Origin of the sequence: Deinococcus sp. KSM4-11, from assembly GCF_004801415.1 — a bacterium.
Lineage (GTDB): Bacteria > Deinococcota > Deinococci > Deinococcales > Deinococcaceae > Deinococcus.
Map to the genome: position 1 here is coordinate 352,352 of NZ_SSNX01000003.1, position 21,010 is coordinate 373,361.

Below are 21,010 nucleotides of genomic sequence, written 5' to 3' on the forward strand. Positions count from 1 at the left end.
ATGGACCTCGGACTCAACGGCCAGCCTGCCGTCGTGCTCGCCGCCAGCGCGGGCTTGGGCTTCGCCACGGCCCACGCACTCGCCCGTGAAGGGGCCCACGTCGCGCTGTGCTCGCGCGACCTGAACCGCGCCCAGGACGCTGCCCGGCGCATCGGGGAGGCCACCGGCACGCCAGTCCGTGCCTACGCCGCCGACGTGGCCGACGCCGACAGCCTGACCTCGTTCATCGACACGGCGGCCCGCGACCTCGGCGGCCTGAAGATCCTCGTATGCAACGCCGGCGGCCCCCCGCCCGGCAACTTTGCGGCCCTGGGCGAGGCGCAGTGGGCGGCGGCGTACCAGCTCACGCTGATGAGCGTCGTGCGCAGCGTCAGCGCCGCGCTGCCGCACCTGAAGGCCGGCGGCGGCGGACGCATCCTGGCCCTGCTGAGCAGCAGCGTCAAGCGGCCGCTGGACAACCTCACGCTGTCCAACGCCCTGCGCCCGGCCGTGCACGGCCTGTGCAAGTCGCTGAGCGTGGAACTCGGCCCCGACAACATCCAGGTGAACGGCCTGGCACCGGGCCGCGTGTTGACCGAACGCATCCAGCAACTCGACGAGGCCGCCGCCACCCGCCGGGGCACGACGTGGCAGGCGGTGCGCGAGGCCTCCGAGCGTGAGGTGCCGATGGGCCGCCTCGGCACGCCCGACGAGTTCGGGCAGGTCGCCGCGTTCCTGTGCTCCCCGGCCGCGCAGTACGTGAACGGCAGCACCCTGCTCGTCGATGGCGGCGCCGTCACGGCCCTCTAGGAGACCCATGATCTACGACCCCAAACGCCACGCCATCCTGCTCGCGGACTACTGCGTGAGCGCACGCCCCGGAGACCGTGTGCTGGTCAGCGGCAGCACCCTGGCCCTGCCGCTGATCGAGGCGCTGCACCGCACGCTGCTGCAGCGCGGCGCGCGGCCCGTGGTGCGCCTGAGCTACCCCACGCAGCTCGAGGACGTCCAGCGCCATGCCAGCGACGAGGTGCTCGACTCGCTCCACCCGGTCGAGATCGAGGATGCCCGCGCCCTGGACGCCTCGATCCGCATCCTGACCCCCACGCCGCCCGTCCCGGATATCGACGTGAAGCGCGTGGCCCGCCACCGGGCCGCGCAGGCGCCCATCGCCATGAGTACCCTGCATCCCCGCTGGAACCTCACGCTGTACCCCACGGACTTCGGCGCCCAGGCGGCCGGGATGACCCTCGACGCTTACGAGACCTTCGTGGCGCGGGCCATGTTCCTCGATGATCCCGATCCGGTGCAGAAGTGGGGTGAAATCCGCGACTTCCAGGCGGGCCTGATCGAGCGGCTCGCGGCGGCCGACGACATCCATCTGGTGTCCGAGGGCACCGATCTCCACCTGAGCGTGAAGGGGCGGAACTGGAGCAACAGCGACGCCAAGCGCAACATGCCCTCGGGCGAGGTGTTCACGGCCCCGCTGGAGCGCAGCGCGACCGGCGTGGCGTATTTCGACCTGCCGACCCTGTACGGCGGGCGCGTGGTGCGCGGCATCACCTTGACCTTCAAAGACGGCGAGGTCGTCGAGGCCCGCGCCGAGGAGGGCGAGGACGTGCTGCGCGCAGCCCTGGCCACCGACGCCGGGTCACGCTTCCTGGGCGAACTCGGCATCGGCACGAACTTCGGGATTCAGCACCCCAGCATGAACATCCTGTTCGACGAGAAGATCGGCGGCACGGTGCATCTGGCCGTCGGTCAGGCCTACGCGGAGAACGGCGGCTCGAACCGCAGCGCCGTGCACTGGGACATGATCTGCGACCTCCGTAAGGGCGGCAGCCTGAGCCTTGACGGTCAGCCCTTCCAGGTGGACGGCACCTTCAGGTAAGCGGCGGACAGGCCCAGGAGACCAGGCCCAGCCGGTTCGCCGGTGGCCCCGGCGCTATACCCGGGCTTTACCCGCCGTGCCTACGCTGCCTCCGCGCTAAGAGCGCCGGAGGCCCCATGAATGAGATGCTGACCGTCCTACGCCCGCACCGCGCCCGGCCCGGACGTTGCCCGTGACGACGGCCCTTAACCCCCACGCCAGCAGCCTGCGCGCCGTCATCAGCAAGGTGCCGGAGGTCACGGCCTTCTTCTGGATCATCAAGGTGCTCGCCACCACCGTCGGCGAAACCGCCGCCGACTACCTCAACACCACCCTCAAGCTCGGTCTGACCGGCACCACCCTGGTCATGGGCGCCCTCCTGATCGCCGTCCTCATCGCACAGTTCCGCTCTACCCGGTATGTACCGGGCATCTACTGGACGGCCATCGTGCTGATCAGCGTGGTCGGCACCCTGATTACCGACAACCTGACCGACAACCTGGGCGTCAGCCTGTGGACGAGCAGCGCCATCTTCGCCGTGGCCCTGGCCCTCACCTTCTTCGCGTGGTGGCGGCGCGAGGGCACCCTGTCGATCCACTCGATCTTCACGGCGCGGCGCGAAGCCTTCTACTGGCTGGCGGTGCTGTTCACCTTCGCCCTGGGCACCGCGACTGGCGACCTGGTGGCCGAGCAGTTGCAGCTCGGGTACTTCGTGTCGGTGGGGCTGTTCGCGGGCCTGATTGCGCTGGCGGCCCTGGCACACGTTTATCTGAAACTGGACGGCATCCTGACGTTCTGGATCGTGTACATCCTGACCCGGCCGCTGGGCGCGTCGATCGGCGACTCGCTGTCGCAGGCGAAGGCCGATGGCGGGCTGGGCCTGGGCACCACGGCCACCAGCGGGATCTTCCTGCTGGCCATCCTGGGCGTCGTGGGCTATCTCGCCGTCACCCGCCGCGATCAGGTGGCGCTCACCCCAGCCGACGTGGAATCGAACTGACAGCTGTCAGATAAAGCGTGCGGCCTGCCCACAGCATCAGGCCGCACGCTGTCACCGTTCCAGGGTATACCTTCGCTTTACCTGCGCTTCCTAGGGTGCGGCCATGGTCGATCCAGATCAACGTTGGGCGCCGGTGTATGGCGCCGTAATCCGCACTGGACTGGCGGCGATAGAGTCCGTTCAGGCGGTTCGCCGAGGCAGTCCCGATCGCCTTCTCCCCGATGAGTGCCCGTCCACGACGTCTTCGTTGCGGTGTCCAAGGTGAATCCATGAATGGCATTTTTCTGTTCCTGTCGTCGTTTCTCGCGTCCTCGGTGGAGATGGTCGAGGCGCTGACCATCGTGCTGGCGGTGGGCCTCACACGCGGCTGGCGCTCCGCCCTGATCGGAACGGCCGCCGCGCTGGCCGTGCTGGCGGTCATCGTCGCCGTCTTTGGCCCTGTGCTCAGTCAGATTCCGCTGCAACCCCTGCGCCTGATCGTGGGCGGGCTGCTGCTGGTCTTCGGCGTGCAGTGGTGGCGCAAGGCCATGCTCCGTGCCAGCGGCTTCAAGGCCCTGCACGACGAGGACGCCGCCTTCGCCGAGGAGACGGCCGCCGCTCAGGCGCAGGGCGCGGTGAAGCCCGGCGCGCTCGATGCGTACGGCTTCGCCCTGACCTTCAAGAGCGTGCTGCTCGAGGGGTTGGAGGTCGCGTTCATCGTCGTGACCTTCGGAGCCAGCGCCCAGCGGCTCGGGCTGGCCGCGTGGGGCGCGGGGGCGGCGCTGCTGGTCGTGCTGGCCCTGGGGCTGCTGATCCACCGGCCGCTGAGCCAGGTACCGGAGAACACCCTGAAGTTCGTGGTCGGGCTGATGCTCACGACCTTTGGCACATTCTGGGCCGCCGAGGGCGCCGGAGCGGTGTGGCCGGGGGCAGACGCGTCGATCCTGGGGCTGCTGGTCGTGTACGCGCTGGCCTCGTACGGGTACGTGACGTGGTTGCGGCGTCGGCATGAGGCGCGCGCCGCCCGGGTGGAGGTGCCCGCATGAAGTACGTGACTGGCTTTTTCAGCTTCTGGTATGACTTCATCGTGGGGGACGACTGGACGGTGGCGGCGGCCGTGGTGGCGGCACTGATCGTCACGGCGCTGCTGGCGCACCTGGCCGGAGCATGGATCGTGCTGCCCCTCGCGGTGCTGGTCTTCGTGGGCATCAGCCTGTGGAAGGCCAGTCGCCCCTGAACCCGGAGGCTGCTCGCAGCCTGTGCACGCCAGCAGTTCACGGAACCCGCTGGCGTGCATGTTGATCCCGGTATACCTGGGCTTTACCCTGCCCCGCTAGGGTCGCGACCATGACTCCTGAGCTGCAAGCGGTTCTCCTCGGCGTGGTGGAGGGCCTCACCGAATTCCTGCCCGTCTCCTCCACCGGACACCTGATAGTCGCCGAGAGCCTGATCGGGTACCACGACACCGGCGAGGTCTTCACCGTCGTCATCCAGCTCGGTGCCATCCTGGCCGTGATCCTGTACTACTGGCGGCAGCTGATCGGCCAGCTCACCCGGCTGTTCCAGGGCAGCCGCCGGGCCCGGCGGTTCTGGCTGAACCTGATCGTGGCGTCCATCCCGGCCGTGCTCATCGGCCTGCTGTTCGAGAAGGCCATCAAGGCGGCGCTGTTCTCCCCCCTGACCGTGGCCATCAGTGCCATCCTCGGCGGGATCGTGCTGTGGTGGGTGGACACCCGGCGCCATGAGGCGAGCGTCGAGCTGACCGAACCGGATCTGGACAGCGTGACGATCCGTCAGGCCGCATTGATCGGCGTGGCGCAGGCCGTGGCGATCATTCCCGGCGTGTCGCGCAGCGGGGCCAGCATCGTCGGGGGGCTGCTCACCGGCCTGAACCGCGTGACCGCCACGGCCTTCTCGTTCTTCCTGGGCATCCCGATCCTGGGCGGCGCGGGCCTGTACAGCCTGTACAAGGCCCGGCACGCGCTGGGCAGCATTCCCGGTGGGAGCGTCACCCTGGTCATCGGGACGGTCGTGGCCTTCGTGACGGCGCTGCTGTCGGTCACGTGGCTGCTGCGCTACGTGTCCACACATGACTTCCGGGGCTTCGCGGTGTACCGCGTGCTCATGGGCGCGGTGATCCTGGCCCTGCTCGCGGCCGGGGCGCTCCATTGACCGCAGGAGACGGTAGACGGACACCGGCGTGGAGCATGGCTAGTGGGGATAAACCCCATACCACACCCTGATCCACGCCCACTCCGATGAGTCCAGGGCGGGGTGTGACGGATATGCCGTCTACCATGCCCCGCGGCGGTGCCTGAGCACTCTGAGTCCTGTCGTGCGTGGTTCTCCGGCCTCCGGCTAGCTCACCGTGAACGCGCGCTGTCACGCCTCCGGAAAGCGGAGGTGGATCTGGAACGTGGTGTCCGTCCAGGTGGGAATGAGTTGGGCCTGCCAGCGCCGGGCGAGCGCATCGACGAGGGCCAGGCCCAGGCCACTGCCGCTCACGGCCTGCTGTCCGGCCCCCCGCTCGAAGGGCAGCAGCAGCCGGGGCCAGTCCTCCTGGCGCGGGCCGGGGCCGGTGCTCTCCACCATCACGTCGGTGCCGGCCGCGCGCAGGGAGATGACCTCGCCCTCACCGTACTTCAGGGCGTTTTCGAGCAGGTTGCACACGGCCCGCACCAGGCCGTCGTGTTCCGCCTGGACGCGGGCGTGCTCGACCTGCACGATCACCCTCTTGCCGTAGGTCACAGCGGTGTCTTCCAGCGCTTCACTGGCGCTCACGGCCACCGCCGCGAGGTCGACAGCTTCGAGCAAGGTCGGGGTTTCGGTGCGGGCCAGGGCCAGCAGGCCCTCGGTGATGGTCTGCAGTTCCTCGACCCGCTCCCGCATGCCCCGCAGGGCGCGCTCGTATTCCTCCGCCTCGCGCGGTCTGCGCAGGGTCAGGTCAAGCCGCCCGCGCAACACGGTCAGCGGCGTGCGGAGTTCGTGCGCGGCGGTGCGGGCGAAGGCCTTCTCCCGCTCGATGGTGTGCGACAGGCCGTCCAGCATGGAGTTCACGGTTCTCGTCAGGCGGGCCATCTCATCATTGCCTGGGGCCAGCAGCACCCGTTCGGCGTAGTCACCCCGCCGGGCAATCGCGTCGGCGGTGCGGGCCACGGCGTCCACTGGGCGCAGGGCGCGGTCGGCGAGCCAGTACCCGGCGGCGCAGGCAGCCGCGATCATGAACACGCTGCCGATCAGCAGCAGTTTCGCCAGCGTCTCCAGAAAGCCGGACAGCGCCTCGGTCGACCGGGAAACCCGCAGCACCAGCCCCTCGGCAGGCAGGGTCAGTACCCGGCGGGCATCCTCGGTGGTCAGTCCGGCGGCGACGGGAAAGCGCGTGCGGCCCCCTTCCACGGCGTTCCCGGCCCGCGCGACCACCTGGCCGTCCAGGCGCAGCAGTTCGATGCTGAGATCCGCGCTGGGCTGCAGATCCGGCGTGAAGATCGTCTGACCGCCCACTCGCCCGATGCTCGACCGCGCCACACTGGCCGTCTCCCGCAGCGTGGCGTCGAGCGACGCGCCGAGCGCCCGCTCGGCCGCGAAATACACGCCGCCGCCGCCCAGCACGACCGTCACGGCGAACACCAGGGCGTAGCCCAGCGTCAGCTTGACCCGCAGGCTCAGGCGGTGGATCACCCATCGCCCCCCAGCCGGTACCCGGTGCCGCGCAGCGTGGAGATCAGGGCGTCGTCGGTCTTGCGGCGGATGATGCTGACGTACACGTCGATCAGCTTGGGCTCCACGCCCGCCTCGCCACCCCACAGCCGGTCGATGATCTCATCACGTGTAAAGACGCGTCCCGGATGCAGGGCGAGCAGTTCCAGCAGCCCGAACTCGCGGCGGGCCAGGTCGACCCGCACCCCGGCTCGGTACAGTTCACGGCCCGCCAGATCCATGACCCAGCCGCCGGGGAGACTCAGGGTGTTCTGCGCGTTGCCGCTGGCCCGGCGCAGCAGGGCGCGGACGCGGGCACTGAGTTCGGTAAAGTCGAAGGGTTTGAGCAGGTAGTCGTCGCCGCCGGCATCCAGTCCCTGGACGCGGTCGGCGACCGTGCCGCGCGCAGTGAGGTACAGGATCGGCGTGACGAGGCCCGCAGCGCGCAGCTGCCGGCCCAGCACGTAGCCGGCGTCGATGCCCTCGGGCAGCATCACGTCCAGGATCAGCAGGCTGTACGGGAAGAGCTGCGCGAGTTCCGCGCCAATCGCGGCGGTGGGGGCCACGTCCGTCGCGTGGCCGTCCTCTCCAAGCCCGTCACGCAGCAGCTCGGCGATGTGCGGATCGTCCTCGACGATCAGCAGGCGCATCAGGCGGGCCTCAGCGGGCGGATGACGGCCAACGAAGCGAACACGCACGTCAGGGCCGTCAAGGCGCCGCCGAGCACGTCGGTGGGGTAGTGCACGCCCAGCACCACGCGGGAGAGTCCCATCAGCGCAGCGTAGATGCTGCCAGCGCCCAGCACCAGCCATCTCCAGCGGGTTGGCCAGGCCAGGACGACCAGGACGGCGACCAGGGCCGACGCGGCGGTCGCGTGACCGCTCGGGAAGGACAGGCCCGAGACGTGCACGTCGCTGGGCCACAGGTTCGGGCGGGGCCGACCGTATGCCACCTTGAGCAGCCACTGCGCCGTCTCGGCCAGCCACAGGCCCACACCCGCGAAGACCGCCACTGCCGGCCGGGTCAGGAACCACAGGAGCAGCGGCAGCAGCAGGAAGAGCGGGGTCGTCACCCATGGCCCACCCACGATATTCATGACCTCGCTGACGGCCCGGAGCCCCGCGTCCGTGTGGGCGTGCAGCCACCTCATGGCGTCGATGTCCAGCGTGATCGGCTGGCGTTCCCGCACCTCGGTGCCCAGCGCCAGTAGCCCGACTGTGGACGCGGCGGTTCCGAGGGCACACCACGCCCTGGAGCCGCGCATGGAGGTCGGGGTCGGGTTGGACATCATGCCGGGCAGGATGGTGGTGGAAGGTTAAGCCGGGGTATATCTGCCCGCAAGGGCCGTGGGTCAGGCTTGCCACGACGACTCGCCAGTACGCTGTCACGCTCCGGGCTCCGCGAAAGCGCCTAGGGCTGGCGGTCGATCAGCCGGTCGAGCCACTCGCCCAAGAGGACGCGCTCGCCAGTGCTCAGGGCACTCACCTCCGGCAGGGCCGCGCGCAGGGTGATGGCCGCGCCCGCCACGCCCGACGCCGGAGCGGCCGGGGCGTCGCCGACGATCGCGGCCACGACGGCTTCACGGGCGACCTCGGAGAGCCGCAGATCGCGCTCGCGTGGCGGCAGGTCGAGCAGCGTCAGGACGGTGCCGCGGCCGGCCGCGCGCATCAGATCGGCCGCCACGCGCTCGCCCACGCGCAACCGACCCGCCACGGCAAGGTCGTGGATCAGGCGGTGTAGGTGTACTTCGCCCGCCGCGGCCGCCGGGGACGGATTGCCGGGCCTTGGATCGCCCGCCATGATCGCGAACATCGCCGGCTGGGCGAGGCCGAAGGCCACGTGCTGATCCCAGCCGGCGCGCAGGTTCGCCACAGGATCCGGGCCAAGTTCCCGCACCTCCTTCTGCGCCAGGTAGGTCGCGAAGCCGTGTTCGGCGACAGCGTCCAGCAGGCCGCGCTTGTCGCCGAACAGCCGGTACAGCGTCGGCGCCTGCACGCTGGCGGCGGCGGCCACCGCGCGGGTGGTGAGGGCGTCGCGGCCTTCCCGGTCAAGAAGGTCGATGGCTGCCGCAAGGATTCGCAGGCGCAATACACCGTCGCCGGTCGCCTCGGAAGCAGACCGGGAAGGCAGGCGATCCGTCGTCACGCTCCGACTATACGTGAGTGCCCATCAGCCCTTGCGGGCAGCAAATATCATTGATATTATCAGATGGCTAACGGTGATATTCCTGCGTCGGGAGACGACGCAGGAATCCGGAGGCACGGAGGCCACATGATCGTCATCACCGGAGCCAGCGGTCAGCTCGGCCGCGCCATCACCGAGCAGCTCCTGAACCGCATACCGGCCACACAGGTCGGCGTGAGCGTGCGCGACCCGGATCTGGCCAGCGACCTCGCGGCGCGCGGCGTGCGCGTCCGCCACGGCGACTTCCGTGATCCCGGCAGCCTGGGCCACGCCTTCGAGAACGCCCGCCAGGTGCTGATCGTCTCGGCGAACGCCTCCGGCCACGAGGCCCTCGCGCTCCACCGCACGGCCATCGACGCCGCGCGGGCCTCTGGTGTGCAGCGCATCCTGTACACCAGCCACATGGGGGCCAGCCCTACCTCGGCGTTTGCCCCCATGCCGGATCACGCCGAGACCGAAGGGATGCTGCGGGAGAGCGGCGTTCCCTTCACCTCATTGCGCAACGGGTTCTATGCGGACAGCGGCGTGATGCTGATGGGCCCGGCCGCCACCACCGGCACCCTGACCGCCCCGGCCGATGGCCCCGTGTCCTGGACGACCCACGCCGACCTCGCGGAGGCCGCCGCGATCATCCTCGCCCAGGAGGGCCGCTTCGAAGGCCCCACGCCCCCCCTGACCGGGTCGCAGGCGCTCGACCTGGCCGATCTGGCGGCCATCGCCACGGAGCTCACGGGCCGGCCCATCGCCCGCGTGACGGTGAGCGACGACGAGCACCGGGCGGCCCTGCGGGGGCGCGGCCTGCCCGACAGCGCCGCCGATATGCTCGTCGGCCTGTTCCGGGCCAGTCGGAACGGCGAATTCGCTGCGGTCGATCCGACCCTGAGCACGCTGCTCGGACGACCCCCTCAGACGATGCAGGAGGTGCTCCGGGCCCGCCTCGCCGCCACACCCGCCTGACGGCAGGCGTCCCAGATCCCGTTCGGAACTGGGAAGCAGTGGGCGTGTACCGTCAGGCCTCCAGGGCCCGTGGATGGCACGATGAAGGGCTATGCACCCCAATTACGACCAAGACGGCTGTACTAGACAGCAAATAAGGGCACCTTCCGCGTGGAAGCCTGTTCGCTGAATGCCCAGTTGCACTCCACACGGATTCCTGGCGTCGGTTCGGCATCCAGCCCCCCGGTGTCAAGACGGGGCTGGCCGAGACGCGAACGCACGCTCATGGGGTTTTCCATCCGCCATAGCGTCAGGCGGCCGCCCGGCTCCAGGCGATGGGCACGCAGTACCGGCACCCCGGACAGGCCGCCTTCCAGCAGGAACTCGAGTTCCAGGCGGTCGATGAAGGTACTGAGGTTCAGCACCCGAGCGACCCGCGGTGCCGTGCCCGCCGACGGCCCCGTGAATACGGTGACCACGCCCGCCGTCCAGCTCTTCAGGGCGGTCAGGTACGCCGCGCTGACATGCACCGTGGGCGTCGAGTCCAGCGTCAGGGCGGCCTGCCACTCCACTTCGGTCAGGCCTTCACTGGGGGCTGGGGCGAGCGGATCGCCGCGCCACTCGCCGTGCCGGGTACGCACGATCAGGTGGGCGTTCAGCAGGGCCGCGCTGTCCTGCACGAGCAGGGTCGGGTCGGCCGGCCACCGGCCCTGCTGGGCGAAGCGCCGGTCGAGGCGTGCCATCTGCTCGGGCGTGTGCTCGACGGTGAGTTCCGGCGGAACGGGCGTGAACAGGATCATGTCGGGTCTCCAGGGAAAGGGCGGGACGGCCTCCGCATCTGGCAGACGCCGTCCCAGGACGCTGCTCAGGCCGTCACCGGCTCGGCAACCTGCGGGCGGATATTGACGTTGCGGGCGAAGACGTTGTGTGGGTCGAGCTGCGTCTTGACGCGCGCGATCCGCTCACGGTGCGCGGACGTGAATGCCGTGCGGGCCGGATCGATGTCCTGACCGCTGGCGAAATTGCCGTACAGGCCGGTGACCTGGGCCTCGAAGGGAGCGAACATCCGGTTCGTGATGCTCCACGCCAGCGCGTCCAGCCCGGCCTCCGGAACGGCCTGACTGACCATCAGCAGGAACCGGGCCGTGCGGTGCGAGAAGGCGGTCGCATGGTTCGGCACGCGGGCCATCTCACCGCCCAGGGGCCGCAGTTGCACGATCTGGCCCGGCTGCATGAGCTGCACCTCGGCCGCGAGCTGCTGCGCGGCGTGATCGTCCAGCGCGTTCAGGAACCCGGAGCGGATGGCGTGCCGGAAGCCGCGCTGGGCCGCGTCCGCGGTCAGCTGGAAGATCGCCGGGTACGGCATCGGCCCGGTCAGGTCGAAGCCGACGGTTCCCATCGCTCGGAAAGGGGCCAGAACCGCGTCCCCCCACGCGAGATCCCCGCTGTACACGCTCGCCACCGCGAAGAGGGTCTTGCCGACCAGATGCGGCGGTACGAAAGGCGCGGGCGGCGCTGCCATGAACAGGCCCTGCGTGGTCAGCGCTTCCGGGGCCTCGTGGGCCAGCCGGGCGAAGGTCGTCATCAGGCGGGCCCCCTCGGCGGGATCGCTGGCGTCGAAGGCGAGCAGGCCGCCGTAGACCATGCCGGCGGGGTGCGACTCGAACTCCAGGGCGGTGATCACCCCCAGGTTCGCGCCCGCGCCGCGCAGGGCCCAGAACACCTCCGGATGCTCGGTGTCGCTGACGGTGAGCAGGTCACCCGTGGCCGTCACGAGTTGCGCAGAACGCAAGCGGTCGATGGCGAGGCCGTACCGGCGGACGAACCAGCCGATCCCGCCGCCCTGGGTGAGCCCGCCAACACCGACGGTGGCGACGTCCCCGGCCGTGATGGCCAGACCGTGCTCATGCAGGGCGGCGGCGACCTCACCCCAGGTGAGGCCCGGCTCTACGCGGACGCGGCGGGTGTCGGGGTCGATATTGATGGCCTTCAGGGCCGTGAGGTCGATGACCAGTCCGTCCTGAACCGTGCCGAAGGCGGCGGGGCTGTGGCCGCCGCTGCGCACGGCCAGCGGCAGGCCGATTCCGGCGGCGAAGCGAACCGCGTGCGCCACCGCGTGGGCGTCGGCGGGTCGGACGACCAGCGCGGGCGTCACGTCGCGGCCGGCGGCGTTCCACACTTCCCGGATGTCGTCGTAGCCGGCCTGGCCGTGGTGAACGATCGTGCCGTCGAAGGTGGCTGAAAAATAGTTGAACGCGTCCTGGTGCTGGTTCATGGTCGGTCTCCTGACTGGGTGTGGGGACGAGGGGCAAGGGGCCGATACGGCTGGGGGCGCTCAACTCACGTGGATCACCCCTGGCCTGAACGGATGCGGCGTGTCGGGCAGCGTCTCGCCGAGCGCCGGAGCGGTGCCCGGCGTCAGCAGTACGCCAAGCAACCGTCCGTTCATGGCCGCCACCGTATGGGCGTCAGCGTGATTGGCCGGTGATTGCGCCCTCTGAGCACAACGCGCAATCTCGCCTCAGCCATCTGGCCTATTCCTCCCGCAACAGGCGTCCTCTGCGGGAAGCGCCCGCAATCACGGCTGGATCAGGGCGTTCCATCTACGGTGGCCTCGCCCCAGAGCAAGGAGGAACCACCCATGAAACGACTCACCCTGATCCACGCGGCCCTGCTGACCCTCGCCCTGAGCGCCTGCGGAAGCGGCCCTTCGACCGGCCCCATCCCCACCACCGATCCTCCCCCCACCGGCAGTGGCGACGGCCCGGCCGACCGCCCGAACACCGTCAGCGGCCAGGTGCTCGACCAGGCCGGGCACCCCCTGGCCGGAGCGCTGATCTGGGTGCTCCCCGCCGTCACGACCGGCCTGATCACGCTGCATTCCGACGCCCAGGGCCGCTACCAGTCCCCCGCCCTGGTCGACGTTCCGTACCGCACCTACGCCGCCTTCCACACCGAGTACCGTGGGCAGACCTTCTGCCAGCGCCTCGCCGCGACCACCCTCAACGAGTACGACGCCTTCAGCCCGGATCCCAGCGGCACCATCACCCGCAATTTCCGCTGGCGCATCAGCGGCGCCATGCCCGACGGTCACGACAACTTTTATGGGGCAGACGTACGGATCATGCACCGCACCTGGACGGACGATCAGGACATCGTCGCCAGCGACTCCACCGTGGAGGTCACCCTGGTTCCCGACGGCCCCATGATCGACGGCAGCGCCGGGCAGACGGTCGTGACCTCGGCCCGCGTGGGCGAGAACATGCTCCACGACATTCCCGTCGGGCACTACACCGTCACGGCCACCGAGGTGCACCAGGGCGGCGCGCGCACGCCCCTGGTGGTGGGCGATTACGCGGGGCCGGGAAGCGCGACCTCGACCCTGGACTTCCGGCCGCAGAGCGGCAGCTGTATCGGCGGCACCAGCAATGGCGTCGAGCGCGCGTTCCTCTACGTCGCCCGCCCCTGAACCAGAGCCACCGACGGGCATGTCCACGAAGGCCCGGCCACCCCAGCCTCGTGGACGATCCGGGCATCACGTCGATCCGCCGTCCCTACACGCCGCACCTATTGCAGGCAATCACGCTTCAATCAGGCCGCGATTCCTACGCTGACCTCGTCGATCCCCAACCCGCCCGGCCTGGCCTGTCACGGAGCCCAACCCACCGTCATCCCACCACATTTCCAAGGAGATCCAGATGAACCTGCCACGATCCCTGCCCGCCCTGCTGTGCATGATTCTGGGTGCCGCCCTGGCCGCGTCCGCAAAAGCGCCACCGGCCACCGTCAGCGGTCAGGTGCTGGACTCGCAGGGGCGACCCCTGCCGGGCGCGCTGATCTGGATCAAGCCCGCCGTCACGACCGGCCTGCTCACCGCCCACGCGGACGGGCAGGGACGCTACCAGTCCGCGAAGCTCCCCAACGTCCCCTACTACGCGATCGGGTACTTCCAGACCGACTACCACGGGCAGACGTACTGCCTGCGCCTCGCCTCCGAGAACCCCGGCGGGTACGACGCGTTCAGCCCGGATCCGACCGCCGGGATCGTCCGGAACTTCAAACTGCAGCTCAGTGGCAGGATCCCGGACTCCAGCGGCTACCCCGCCTACTTCGGCAGCGAGGTGCGCCTGATGTGGAAGGGGGACTACGACGCCGGAACCACCGTACCCGCCGACTCCACCGTGCAGGCGACGTTCACCCCCGACGGCCCGCTGATCGACGGCAGCACCGGCAAGGCCTTCACCATCTCCGGGAACCAGAGTGAGCCGATCATCAAGGATGTGCCGGTCGGGCACTACCGCGTCACGGCGGCCGAGATCCACGCCGACGGCCACAAGTCCCCGCTGATCGTGGGCCAGAAGGATCCGACGCTGGCGGCCAGCGCGACCTTCGACTTCCAGCCGTCCGGGGGATGCGGCGGCGCGACCAGCAACGTGGGCCGCGCGTTCCTGTACGTCGCCCGGCCCTGAACCCGCTGAGCTGGCCGGTGTCCATGGGCGATGCACGGCGTGTGCATCGCCCTTCTCGGCACCATGCGCGCCTCGTGCTGATCACCCGGCTGTCCTCAGCGCTGGTTCAGCGTGAGATTCCGGCCTCGCTATGGGTCTGTATGAAAAGGCCAGCGTCGGCTCAGGACGCGGGGGGCGGCCCGGTCGCATGTTCCGGGTCAAGCACCGTGCCCAGGTACGCCAGGAGCGTGCCGGGAGCGGCGAAGTACTGCCGGGGCGTGCCGTCCGGCGAGTGCAGCGAGGCGCGCCAGACCGGCCCTCCGTCGCTGGGCTCGTACCAGACGCGCAGCAGGTAGGCGGTGGGTTCCAGTACGGGTCGAACAGGGTGGTCAGTACGCATGTCGCCTCCTTGACGCGTGAGCAGACGCTACCCGGGCCACCGTGATTGGAGGGTGATGCGCTCGCCCGGCAGTACCATGGGGGCTCCATGACCACTCCTGTAGCGTGGCGCCTGCAGCTCCTGGGTTCAGCGACCCTCAGCGGCCCGGAGCTGGAGGGCTGGCGGCTGGAGCGGAAGATGGCCGCCTGCCTGGCGTACCTCGCCCTGGAGGGGGCCACGTACCGGTCGCGGCTGGTCGGGCTGCTGTGGCCGGAGAGTCCGGAGTCCACGGCCCGCAACAACCTCTCGCAACTGCTGCGCAAACTGAGGTTGAGTGCGGGCACAGACCTGCTCGGCTCCGGCGATCCGCTGGTGCTGCCGCCAGAAATCGTGGTGGACGCCGTGCAGTTCAGAGAGTGGTACGCGCAGGGCCGCTACCAGGAGCTGCGGGCGCTGCCGGGTGACCTGCTCGCGGGACTGTCGTACGACGACTGCGCCGAACTCGACGACTGGGTGGTGTCCGAACGCGAGCGCCTGCGCGACTGGCGCGGCACGGCCCTGCGCGAGGAGGGTGGCCGCCTGGAACAGGCCGGGCTCTACGGGGAGGCGCTCGAACTCGCGCGGCACCTGCTGGAGCTCGATCCCGTCTCGGAGGACGCGTGGCGGCGCGCCATGCGGCTGCACTACCTGCGTGGCGACCGCCCGGCGGCGCTGCGTGCGTACCAGAAGTGCGTGGAGGTGCTGCGGCGCGAGTTCGGCAGCGATCCCCTCCCGGAGACGGCGGCCCTGGCGCGGGAGATCGAACGGGGGTCGGTGCCGTCCGGGCCGCCCGCCGAGAAACGGGCGTTGCCACTCTCGGTGCTCAGGCCCCCGTCGCTGGTGGGCCGTGAGCGGGAATGGGCGCGCATGGAGGCAGCCTGGACCGCCGGACGCTGGATCTACCTGCGGGGCGATCCCGGCACCGGCAAGACGCGCCTGGCCCTGGATTTCGCCGCCAGCAAGGGCGAGACGGCCGTGCTCAGCGGGCGGCCGGGCGACGTGGCCGTTCCGTTCGCGTCCACGGCCCGCAACGCGCGCAGCGCCCTGGCCCGCTGGCCCGAGCTGCCCGTCGCGCCGTGGATCCGCCGGGAACTCTCGCGCCTGGTGCCGGAACTCGCCGACGACACGGATCGGCTGGCCCCACCGCTGGCGAGCGATCTGGACGTCCTGCGGCTGCGGCAGGCGATGCAGGTGTTCTTCATCGAGCGGCTGGGGCAGCTCCCGAGCCTGGTGCTGGACGACTGGCAGTACTACGACGACACGTCCAACCAGGACGGCGTGTACATGTGGTTCACTCCACCGCCTGCGGGCGTGACCGGCCGCATGCCCCAGCCCATCGTGACGTACCGTCGCGGCGAGGTCGCCCCGGACAGCGAGCAGCGCGTCGTGGAGCTGGCCGCACTGGGCATGGCGGAGATCATCGACATTGAGCCCCTGGCCGACGCGGACCTGTACGCCCTGATGGACGATGTGGGCGTGCCGGCGCTGCCCACGGTGCGGGAACGGCTGTTGCAGTACACCGGCGGCAACCCCCTCTTCCTGCTGGAGACCGTCAAGCACCTGATCGAGACGGATCAGCTCTCGGACGACCTCCCCGAGCGCCTGCCGCTGCCAGCGCGGGTGTGGCAGCTGATCGAGCGCCGCCTGGAGCGGCTCTCGGCGCCGGCGCTCCAGGCGGCGCGGGCCGCAGCGATCTTGCAGCGGGACTTCGATGTGGCGCTGGTCGCGGACGTGCTGGGGGCGCCGGTGCTGGATGTCGCGGCCGTGTGGGAGGAGCTGAGCGCCGCCCAGATCGTGCGCGGCCACGGCTTCTGGCACGACCTAGTCTATGAGGCGGTCGCCGGGAACATCCCCGCGTCGCTGCGGCCCCTGCTGCACCGGGGGGCCGCGCGCGCCCTGGAGCGGATCGGCGCGAACCCGGCCCGGATCGCGCAGCACTGGCTGGAGGCCGGGCACCCCACCGAGTCGATTCCCGCGCTGCACGCCGCCGAGCGTCATGCCCGCGCCACCTTCATGCCCGAGGACGCCGCGCGGTTCCAGGCGCTGCGCGAGGACCTGGTGCAGCGCAGCGGCGGGTCGGCCCCGGCCGCCGTACCCCCGGCGCAGGGCTGGGCACTGCCCCTCACGACCGAGGGGTTCTACGGTCGGGACGACGATCTCCAGGTGCTGCGCGGCGCCCTGCTGGGTCGCCAGCCCGTGGTGACGCTGATCGGGCCGGGCGGGGTCGGCAAGACGCGGCTTGCCGTCGAGGTGGCCCGCACCCTGACGGCCGACTTCCCGGGCGCCGTGGCCTTCGTGCCGCTGGCCGGCGAGACCGATCCGAACGCCCTGCTGCTCCAGCTGGCCCGCGCGCTGGGCGTGCCGGACTCCGGCAGCGGCCTGCTGCCGGCCGTGCAGGGAGTACTGAACGCAAAGCGGACGCTGCTGGTGCTGGACAATTTCGAGCAGCTGCTCGGCGCGGCCGGTGAGGTCGCCGCGCTCGTGCGGGGGTCGCCAGAGCTGCGGGTGCTGGTGACGAGCCGCTCGCCCCTGCGGATCACCGGCGAGCGGCTGTTCCCGGTCGCGCCGCTGACCCTGCCGCCCGGCGCCCCGGATGACCACCCGGCCGTGGCGCTGTTCGTCCAGCGGGCCCGCGCGATGCGCCCGGAGTTCACCCTGACCCCCGCAAACCGGGAGGCCGTGCATGACATCATCCGGCGGCTCGACGGCCTGCCGCTCGCCCTGGAACTCGCCGCCCCGCGCCTGCGGGCCCTGGCACCCGCGGCGCTGCTCGCCCGGCTCGACCGCGCGCTGCCGCTGCTGTCCCAGGGCGCGCGGGACCTGCCGGAACGGCAGCGGGCCCTGCGGGCGACCATCGCGTGGAGTGATGACCTGCTCCCGGCGGCCGAACGTGACCTGTACCGGCGGCTCGCGGTGTTTCACGGCGGCTGGACGCTCGAGGCGGCCGAGGCGGTCATGGAGACGCCGGATCAGCTGGACGTCCTGGAGGCGCTGAGCACCCTGATCGACCACAGCCTGGTGCGGGTGCTGGAGGTACCGGGTGGAGAACCGCGCTACGACATGCTCTCCACTATCCGCGAGTACGCCCTGGAGCAGTTGATCCAGAGCGGCCAGGAGCACCCGGCGCGGGAACGGCACGCCGGATTCCTGCTGGAGCTGGGCCGCCGCGCGCAGGCGGCCCTGGCCACGCCGCAGCAGGCGCGCTGGGTTCACGAGGTGGCCGCCGAAGCGCTCAACCTGCGCGCCGCGACCACCTGGCTGCTGGAGCACGGCCGGCTGGACGACGCGGCGGAGCTGGGCTGGCGCGTGGCCGTGTACGCCTGGATCGGCGGCCGCATGGTGGGCGCAAAGGTGCCGACCCTCGCCCTCCTCGCGCACCCGGAGGCCGCGACGCTCGGCCCCCTGGCGACCGCGCAGGCCTACGGCACCCTGGGAATCATGCAGCTGTGGCTGTACGAGCGCGAGGGCGCGCGGGAGTCACTGGAGCGGGCCGTCCGGGAGTTCGGGAAGGCGGGCGACACCGCCAGCCAGGCGCTGTGCACGGTCTTCCTCAGCCTCGCCCTGACGCAGCTGGGCGAGACCGGCCGGGCCGGGGAACTGGCCCGCGCCACCGTCGAAACGGCCCGCACCGTCGATCCCTTCGTCCTGGCGCTGGCATACAGCGCCAACGGGTTCCAGGCAATGGCCCGGCGCGACCCGCCGGGCATCGTCGAGTGGTACGCGCAGGTGGTGGCGCTGGCCGGGCCGCGTGAGGATCACCTCAACGCCCTGCATGGACACGCGGTCCTGGCCATCGCCGCGATCATGGGTGGCCAGCACGCCCAGGCGGCCGGAAACCTGGACGAGGCCCAGCGGCACGCGCAGGCCATCGGCTACCTGAACGGGCTGGCCATGATCCTGGAGGCGCACACGCTCCTGCGGCTGCAACAGGGTGACCTGCGAACCGGAGCGACGCTGTACGGCGCGTCCCAGGCCCTGCGCGAACAGATCAGCACGCCCAACTGGGATGAGGGACCGCTGCCGCCCGCCCAGACCGAGGCCATGCTCGCCGGCGCCCTGGGCACACAGGAATTCGAGCGGCTGAGGGCTCAGGGCCGCATCATGGACGCCGCCACGGCCCTGGACTGGGCGCGCGCCCAAAGCGCCAGACCGGCGTAACCACCCACACCCCCAGGGCAGGTCGCACATCCCTTGCGGGCCTCCCGCCCAGGCGGTAGGGGCTGGAATGCAGGGTCGTCAGGAATCGGCAGGCAGGGGTTCGCACGGGGATGACCGGGCTCGGCCGGACGTCGGCGAAGAATGACGACCGTCCACCTGTGGGCTCAGGGCAGCAAGACCGCCAGCGGTCGCGGCGTGGCCGCCGCACTCCACGTTGCCCACCGTTCGGCCGCCACACGCCGGATCGTGTCCGGCGCAGTGGCAACAGTCGCGTGAGGCCTGACGGTGGAAGTGGGCGCAGGCCACAGGTCGAGGAACCGCTGCGCGCTGAGACCGGGGCGATCCTGGGCAGTCATGCGGCCACCGTACCTGGGGACGGATGATCCGACCGTGATTGCCCGGCCAACCGTTGCCAGAAGGCCACCAGACAAGGAGCACGAGGTCGTCCAGTGCGCCCCCTCCGACAGGTGGACGACGGGCCGCGCCGGACGGAATGGCGCCGGTCAGGTGAGACGTTCCAGTTCGGCGTAGCGTTCCTGCACCACCTCGACCAGCTGCACGCGAAGCTCCTCGCCCGTGAGCCCAGTGTGCGAGAGCTTGCGGATCTGCCCTGCCAGGGCATCGTCACGGAGGACGCCCCGCACCCAGGCTTCGAAGTCCCCGCGCGTCAGGTGGAACGTCAGCGACGCCACGGGCACCGTGTGGAGCGCTTCTCGGAACTCCCACAGCGACGCCGCCTGACCGTACGCGGCGCCGCGCTCATCCCGGAAGTAGAACTGCCGGCCCGACGGCAGCGGGGCCATCAGGTACTTGTGCAGGTGCCGCACATGGGGGCTCGCTCGGATCGAGGCCCGGAAGCTCGTGCACCGCGCCGGCTCGGCCACCGGCGGCTCCGATGACGTACACAGGACGCCCTCCCCACGGGTCAGCTGCGGCAACAGGCGGCACAGCGCCGCACCATCATGCCCCTGCGCCGTCAGGACGCCGCCGATGGCCGCCAGATCTTCAGGCAGCCTCAGGGCGGTCAGCAGCCAGTGGCGGGTCTGACGCAGCAGCGCCGCCGAGAGCTGACACGGTCGATACGCGACGAAGGCCACGCCTCCCTCCTGCGCGCTGGCCAGCAGTTCACGCGCCAGAACGCTGTCCTCCTGCCGGCAGAGGTTCTGGAGTTCGTCGATCACGATCCAGTGCGGCCGGCCCCGCGTGGCCCGCAGTGCCCGCAAGGCCCGCAGCAGCGCCGTGATGTACTCGTCCCGTTCGGGGGCGCCGACGAGCGAGAAGTCCAGCACCAGGCTCACCTTGGCGTACTCCATGATGGTCAGCACGGTCGGCACGTCGGGAAAGTGGGTCTCGTCGCCACCCAGCACCAGCACGTGCGGCAGTGCGCGCAGCGTGCGGTAGTCCCCCTCGGGATCAACCACGAGGCACTGGTAACCCAGCGCCGAGACCTGTTCCAGCAGCAGGCCCGCCAGCCACGACTTGCCGCTGCGGCTCGCCCCCAGCACGCCCAGCGTGCCGCGCAGCAACGTGCCGACATTCAGCGTCACGGGCTGGCCGCCTTCGTCGGTGCCCAGGGTGCTCTCCCGCTCCACCCGCGTCCTGACCCGGAGGGCCGGCGCGCCGCTGACCAGGGTGTCGAGCAGCGTGCGGACGCCCTCATCGGCCACCGCGTCCAGCCGGACGTCCGCCAGCGCCAGGATCCCGGCGCTGGCATTCGCCACGGCGACCGAGACCTCGGCCATCACGAACATGCTGCGGTCGTTCTCGGCATCTCCACAGGCCAGCGTGTTGTGCAGGCTGTAGCCCAGCTCGCTCAGGGCGTAGTGCAGGCCCGCGCCCTTGGTCGCGCCGGGCGGGAGCACCATCACGGCGCCCTTGTTGTACTCGACGACCGCGCCGCCTCCGGCACGACGCACCTCGTCCTCGACCGCCCGGTCATGCGGTTCCCAGGTCGCCACTAGCGCCAGCCCCCGCTCCAGGGGCAGCGGACGCGCCGCAAGCGCCGCGACCAGCGCCGGATCCACCCGCCCGAAGGGCAGCGCCACCGTCCGGCGCGTCCGGAAGTACACCACCGCGCCGTTTTCGGCGACGATGGCCGTGAACACGTCCGACTCCCGCACCTGGTTCGGCAGGAGATCCAGGATGCGGCCGGTGACCAGCAGCAGGACGAACCCGGCGGCCCGCGCCCGCTCCAGCGCCGCCCAGGTGGACAGCGCGATGGTGCCGTCCAGGGTGAGCGTCCCGTCGTAATCGAAGGCCAGTACCTTCAGGAGCATACGAGCAAGCTACACGCCCGCCTGCCACCGTGGTGTCGCCAGGTGGCAGGGGACGCGCCGAGCTTC

19 protein-coding genes are annotated in these 21,010 nt (G+C 70.6%); 11 read left to right on the forward strand and 8 right to left on the reverse strand.

All coding sequences use genetic code 11. The annotated features are described in order from the left end of the window. The 6 genes from E7T09_RS11600 (at window position 1) to E7T09_RS11625 (ending at window position 5,000) form a co-directional block, all read left to right on the forward strand. Window positions 1–789, forward strand: coding sequence for an SDR family oxidoreductase (locus E7T09_RS11600; protein WP_136389334.1), 789 nt, complete (start codon window positions 1–3; stop codon window positions 787–789). A 7-nt stretch (window positions 790–796) separates the two neighbouring features. Beyond that, entirely contained in the window at window positions 797–1,870 is a 1,074-nt protein-coding gene (locus E7T09_RS11605; RefSeq protein WP_136389335.1) for an aminopeptidase, read from the forward strand. Window positions 1,871–2,042: 172 nt separating this feature from the next. After that, window positions 2,043–2,849: a hypothetical protein gene (locus tag E7T09_RS11610; protein ID WP_136389336.1), complete on the forward strand. Its 807-nt coding sequence runs from the start codon at window positions 2,043–2,045 to the stop codon at window positions 2,847–2,849. A gap of 269 nt (window positions 2,850–3,118) precedes the next feature. After that, a complete protein-coding gene (locus tag E7T09_RS11615) occupies window positions 3,119–3,874 on the forward strand; it encodes a COG4280 domain-containing protein (RefSeq protein WP_136389337.1) in 756 nt (251 codons plus the stop codon). Next, window positions 3,871–4,065, forward strand: coding sequence for a hypothetical protein (locus E7T09_RS11620; RefSeq protein ID WP_136389338.1), 195 nt, complete (start codon window positions 3,871–3,873; stop codon window positions 4,063–4,065). Before E7T09_RS11615 ends, E7T09_RS11620 begins: the two co-directional genes overlap by 4 nt. Window positions 4,066–4,175: 110 nt before the next feature. Continuing rightward, window positions 4,176–5,000 (forward strand): undecaprenyl-diphosphate phosphatase, encoded by an 825-nt coding sequence (locus E7T09_RS11625; RefSeq protein WP_136389339.1) that lies wholly within the window; start codon window positions 4,176–4,178, stop codon window positions 4,998–5,000. A gap of 210 nt (window positions 5,001–5,210) precedes the next feature. Here E7T09_RS11625 and E7T09_RS11630 read toward each other — a convergent pair whose 3' ends face one another. From E7T09_RS11630 to E7T09_RS11645, 4 genes are all read right to left on the reverse strand, one after another. Further along, on the reverse strand, window positions 5,211–6,506 hold the full coding sequence (locus E7T09_RS11630) for a HAMP domain-containing sensor histidine kinase (RefSeq protein ID WP_136389340.1): 1,296 nt from the start codon (window positions 6,504–6,506) through the stop codon (window positions 5,211–5,213). After that, on the reverse strand, window positions 6,503–7,174 hold the full coding sequence (locus E7T09_RS11635; RefSeq protein WP_136389341.1) for a response regulator transcription factor: 672 nt from the start codon (window positions 7,172–7,174) through the stop codon (window positions 6,503–6,505). Before E7T09_RS11635 ends, E7T09_RS11630 begins: the two co-directional genes overlap by 4 nt. Beyond that, a complete protein-coding gene (locus E7T09_RS11640) occupies window positions 7,174–7,815 on the reverse strand; it encodes a phosphatase PAP2 family protein (protein ID WP_136389342.1) in 642 nt (213 codons plus the stop codon). Before E7T09_RS11640 ends, E7T09_RS11635 begins: the two co-directional genes overlap by 1 nt. Before the next feature lie 119 nt (window positions 7,816–7,934). After that, complete coding sequence (locus E7T09_RS11645; RefSeq protein ID WP_240741755.1) at window positions 7,935–8,669, reverse strand: TetR/AcrR family transcriptional regulator; 735 nt, start codon at window positions 8,667–8,669, stop codon at window positions 7,935–7,937. A gap of 126 nt (window positions 8,670–8,795) precedes the next feature. Here E7T09_RS11645 and E7T09_RS11650 point away from each other — a divergent pair, with 126 nt between their 5' ends. Next, window positions 8,796–9,665 (forward strand): SDR family oxidoreductase, encoded by an 870-nt coding sequence (locus tag E7T09_RS11650; protein WP_136389343.1) that lies wholly within the window; start codon window positions 8,796–8,798, stop codon window positions 9,663–9,665. Window positions 9,666–9,787: 122 nt separating this feature from the next. Here E7T09_RS11650 and E7T09_RS11655 read toward each other — a convergent pair whose 3' ends face one another. Continuing rightward, complete coding sequence (locus E7T09_RS11655) at window positions 9,788–10,444, reverse strand: hypothetical protein (RefSeq protein WP_136389344.1); 657 nt, start codon at window positions 10,442–10,444, stop codon at window positions 9,788–9,790. A 65-nt stretch (window positions 10,445–10,509) separates the two neighbouring features. Continuing rightward, window positions 10,510–11,919, reverse strand: coding sequence for an FAD-binding oxidoreductase (locus E7T09_RS11660; RefSeq protein ID WP_136389345.1), 1,410 nt, complete (start codon window positions 11,917–11,919; stop codon window positions 10,510–10,512). A 366-nt stretch (window positions 11,920–12,285) separates the two neighbouring features. On the opposite strand from E7T09_RS11660, the gene E7T09_RS11665 reads away from it, so the two are divergent. Both E7T09_RS11665 and E7T09_RS11670 read left to right on the forward strand, forming a co-directional pair. Continuing rightward, window positions 12,286–13,113: a carboxypeptidase-like regulatory domain-containing protein gene (locus E7T09_RS11665; RefSeq protein ID WP_136389346.1), complete on the forward strand. Its 828-nt coding sequence runs from the start codon at window positions 12,286–12,288 to the stop codon at window positions 13,111–13,113. A gap of 229 nt (window positions 13,114–13,342) precedes the next feature. Next, window positions 13,343–14,113 carry a carboxypeptidase-like regulatory domain-containing protein gene (locus tag E7T09_RS11670; RefSeq protein ID WP_136389347.1) on the forward strand — a complete coding sequence of 257 codons (771 nt, stop codon included), beginning with the start codon at window positions 13,343–13,345 and terminating at the stop codon, window positions 14,111–14,113. A 160-nt stretch (window positions 14,114–14,273) separates the two neighbouring features. Here the strand turns inward: E7T09_RS11670 and E7T09_RS11675 are convergent, their stop codons facing one another. Next, complete coding sequence (locus E7T09_RS11675; protein ID WP_136389348.1) at window positions 14,274–14,492, reverse strand: hypothetical protein; 219 nt, start codon at window positions 14,490–14,492, stop codon at window positions 14,274–14,276. Between the two features lie 87 nt (window positions 14,493–14,579). On the opposite strand from E7T09_RS11675, the gene E7T09_RS11680 reads away from it, so the two are divergent. After that, on the forward strand, window positions 14,580–18,668 hold the full coding sequence (locus E7T09_RS11680) for an AAA family ATPase (RefSeq protein ID WP_136389349.1): 4,089 nt from the start codon (window positions 14,580–14,582) through the stop codon (window positions 18,666–18,668). A 141-nt stretch (window positions 18,669–18,809) separates the two neighbouring features. Then, window positions 18,810–18,944 (forward strand): hypothetical protein, encoded by a 135-nt coding sequence (locus E7T09_RS22455; RefSeq protein ID WP_255578429.1) that lies wholly within the window; start codon window positions 18,810–18,812, stop codon window positions 18,942–18,944. Between the two features lie 227 nt (window positions 18,945–19,171). On the opposite strand, the gene E7T09_RS11685 is transcribed toward E7T09_RS22455, so the two are convergent. Then, window positions 19,172–20,944, reverse strand: a complete 1,773-nt coding sequence (locus E7T09_RS11685; protein WP_136389350.1) for an HAD hydrolase family protein — start codon at window positions 20,942–20,944, stop codon at window positions 19,172–19,174. Window positions 20,945–21,010 lie beyond the last annotated feature (66 nt).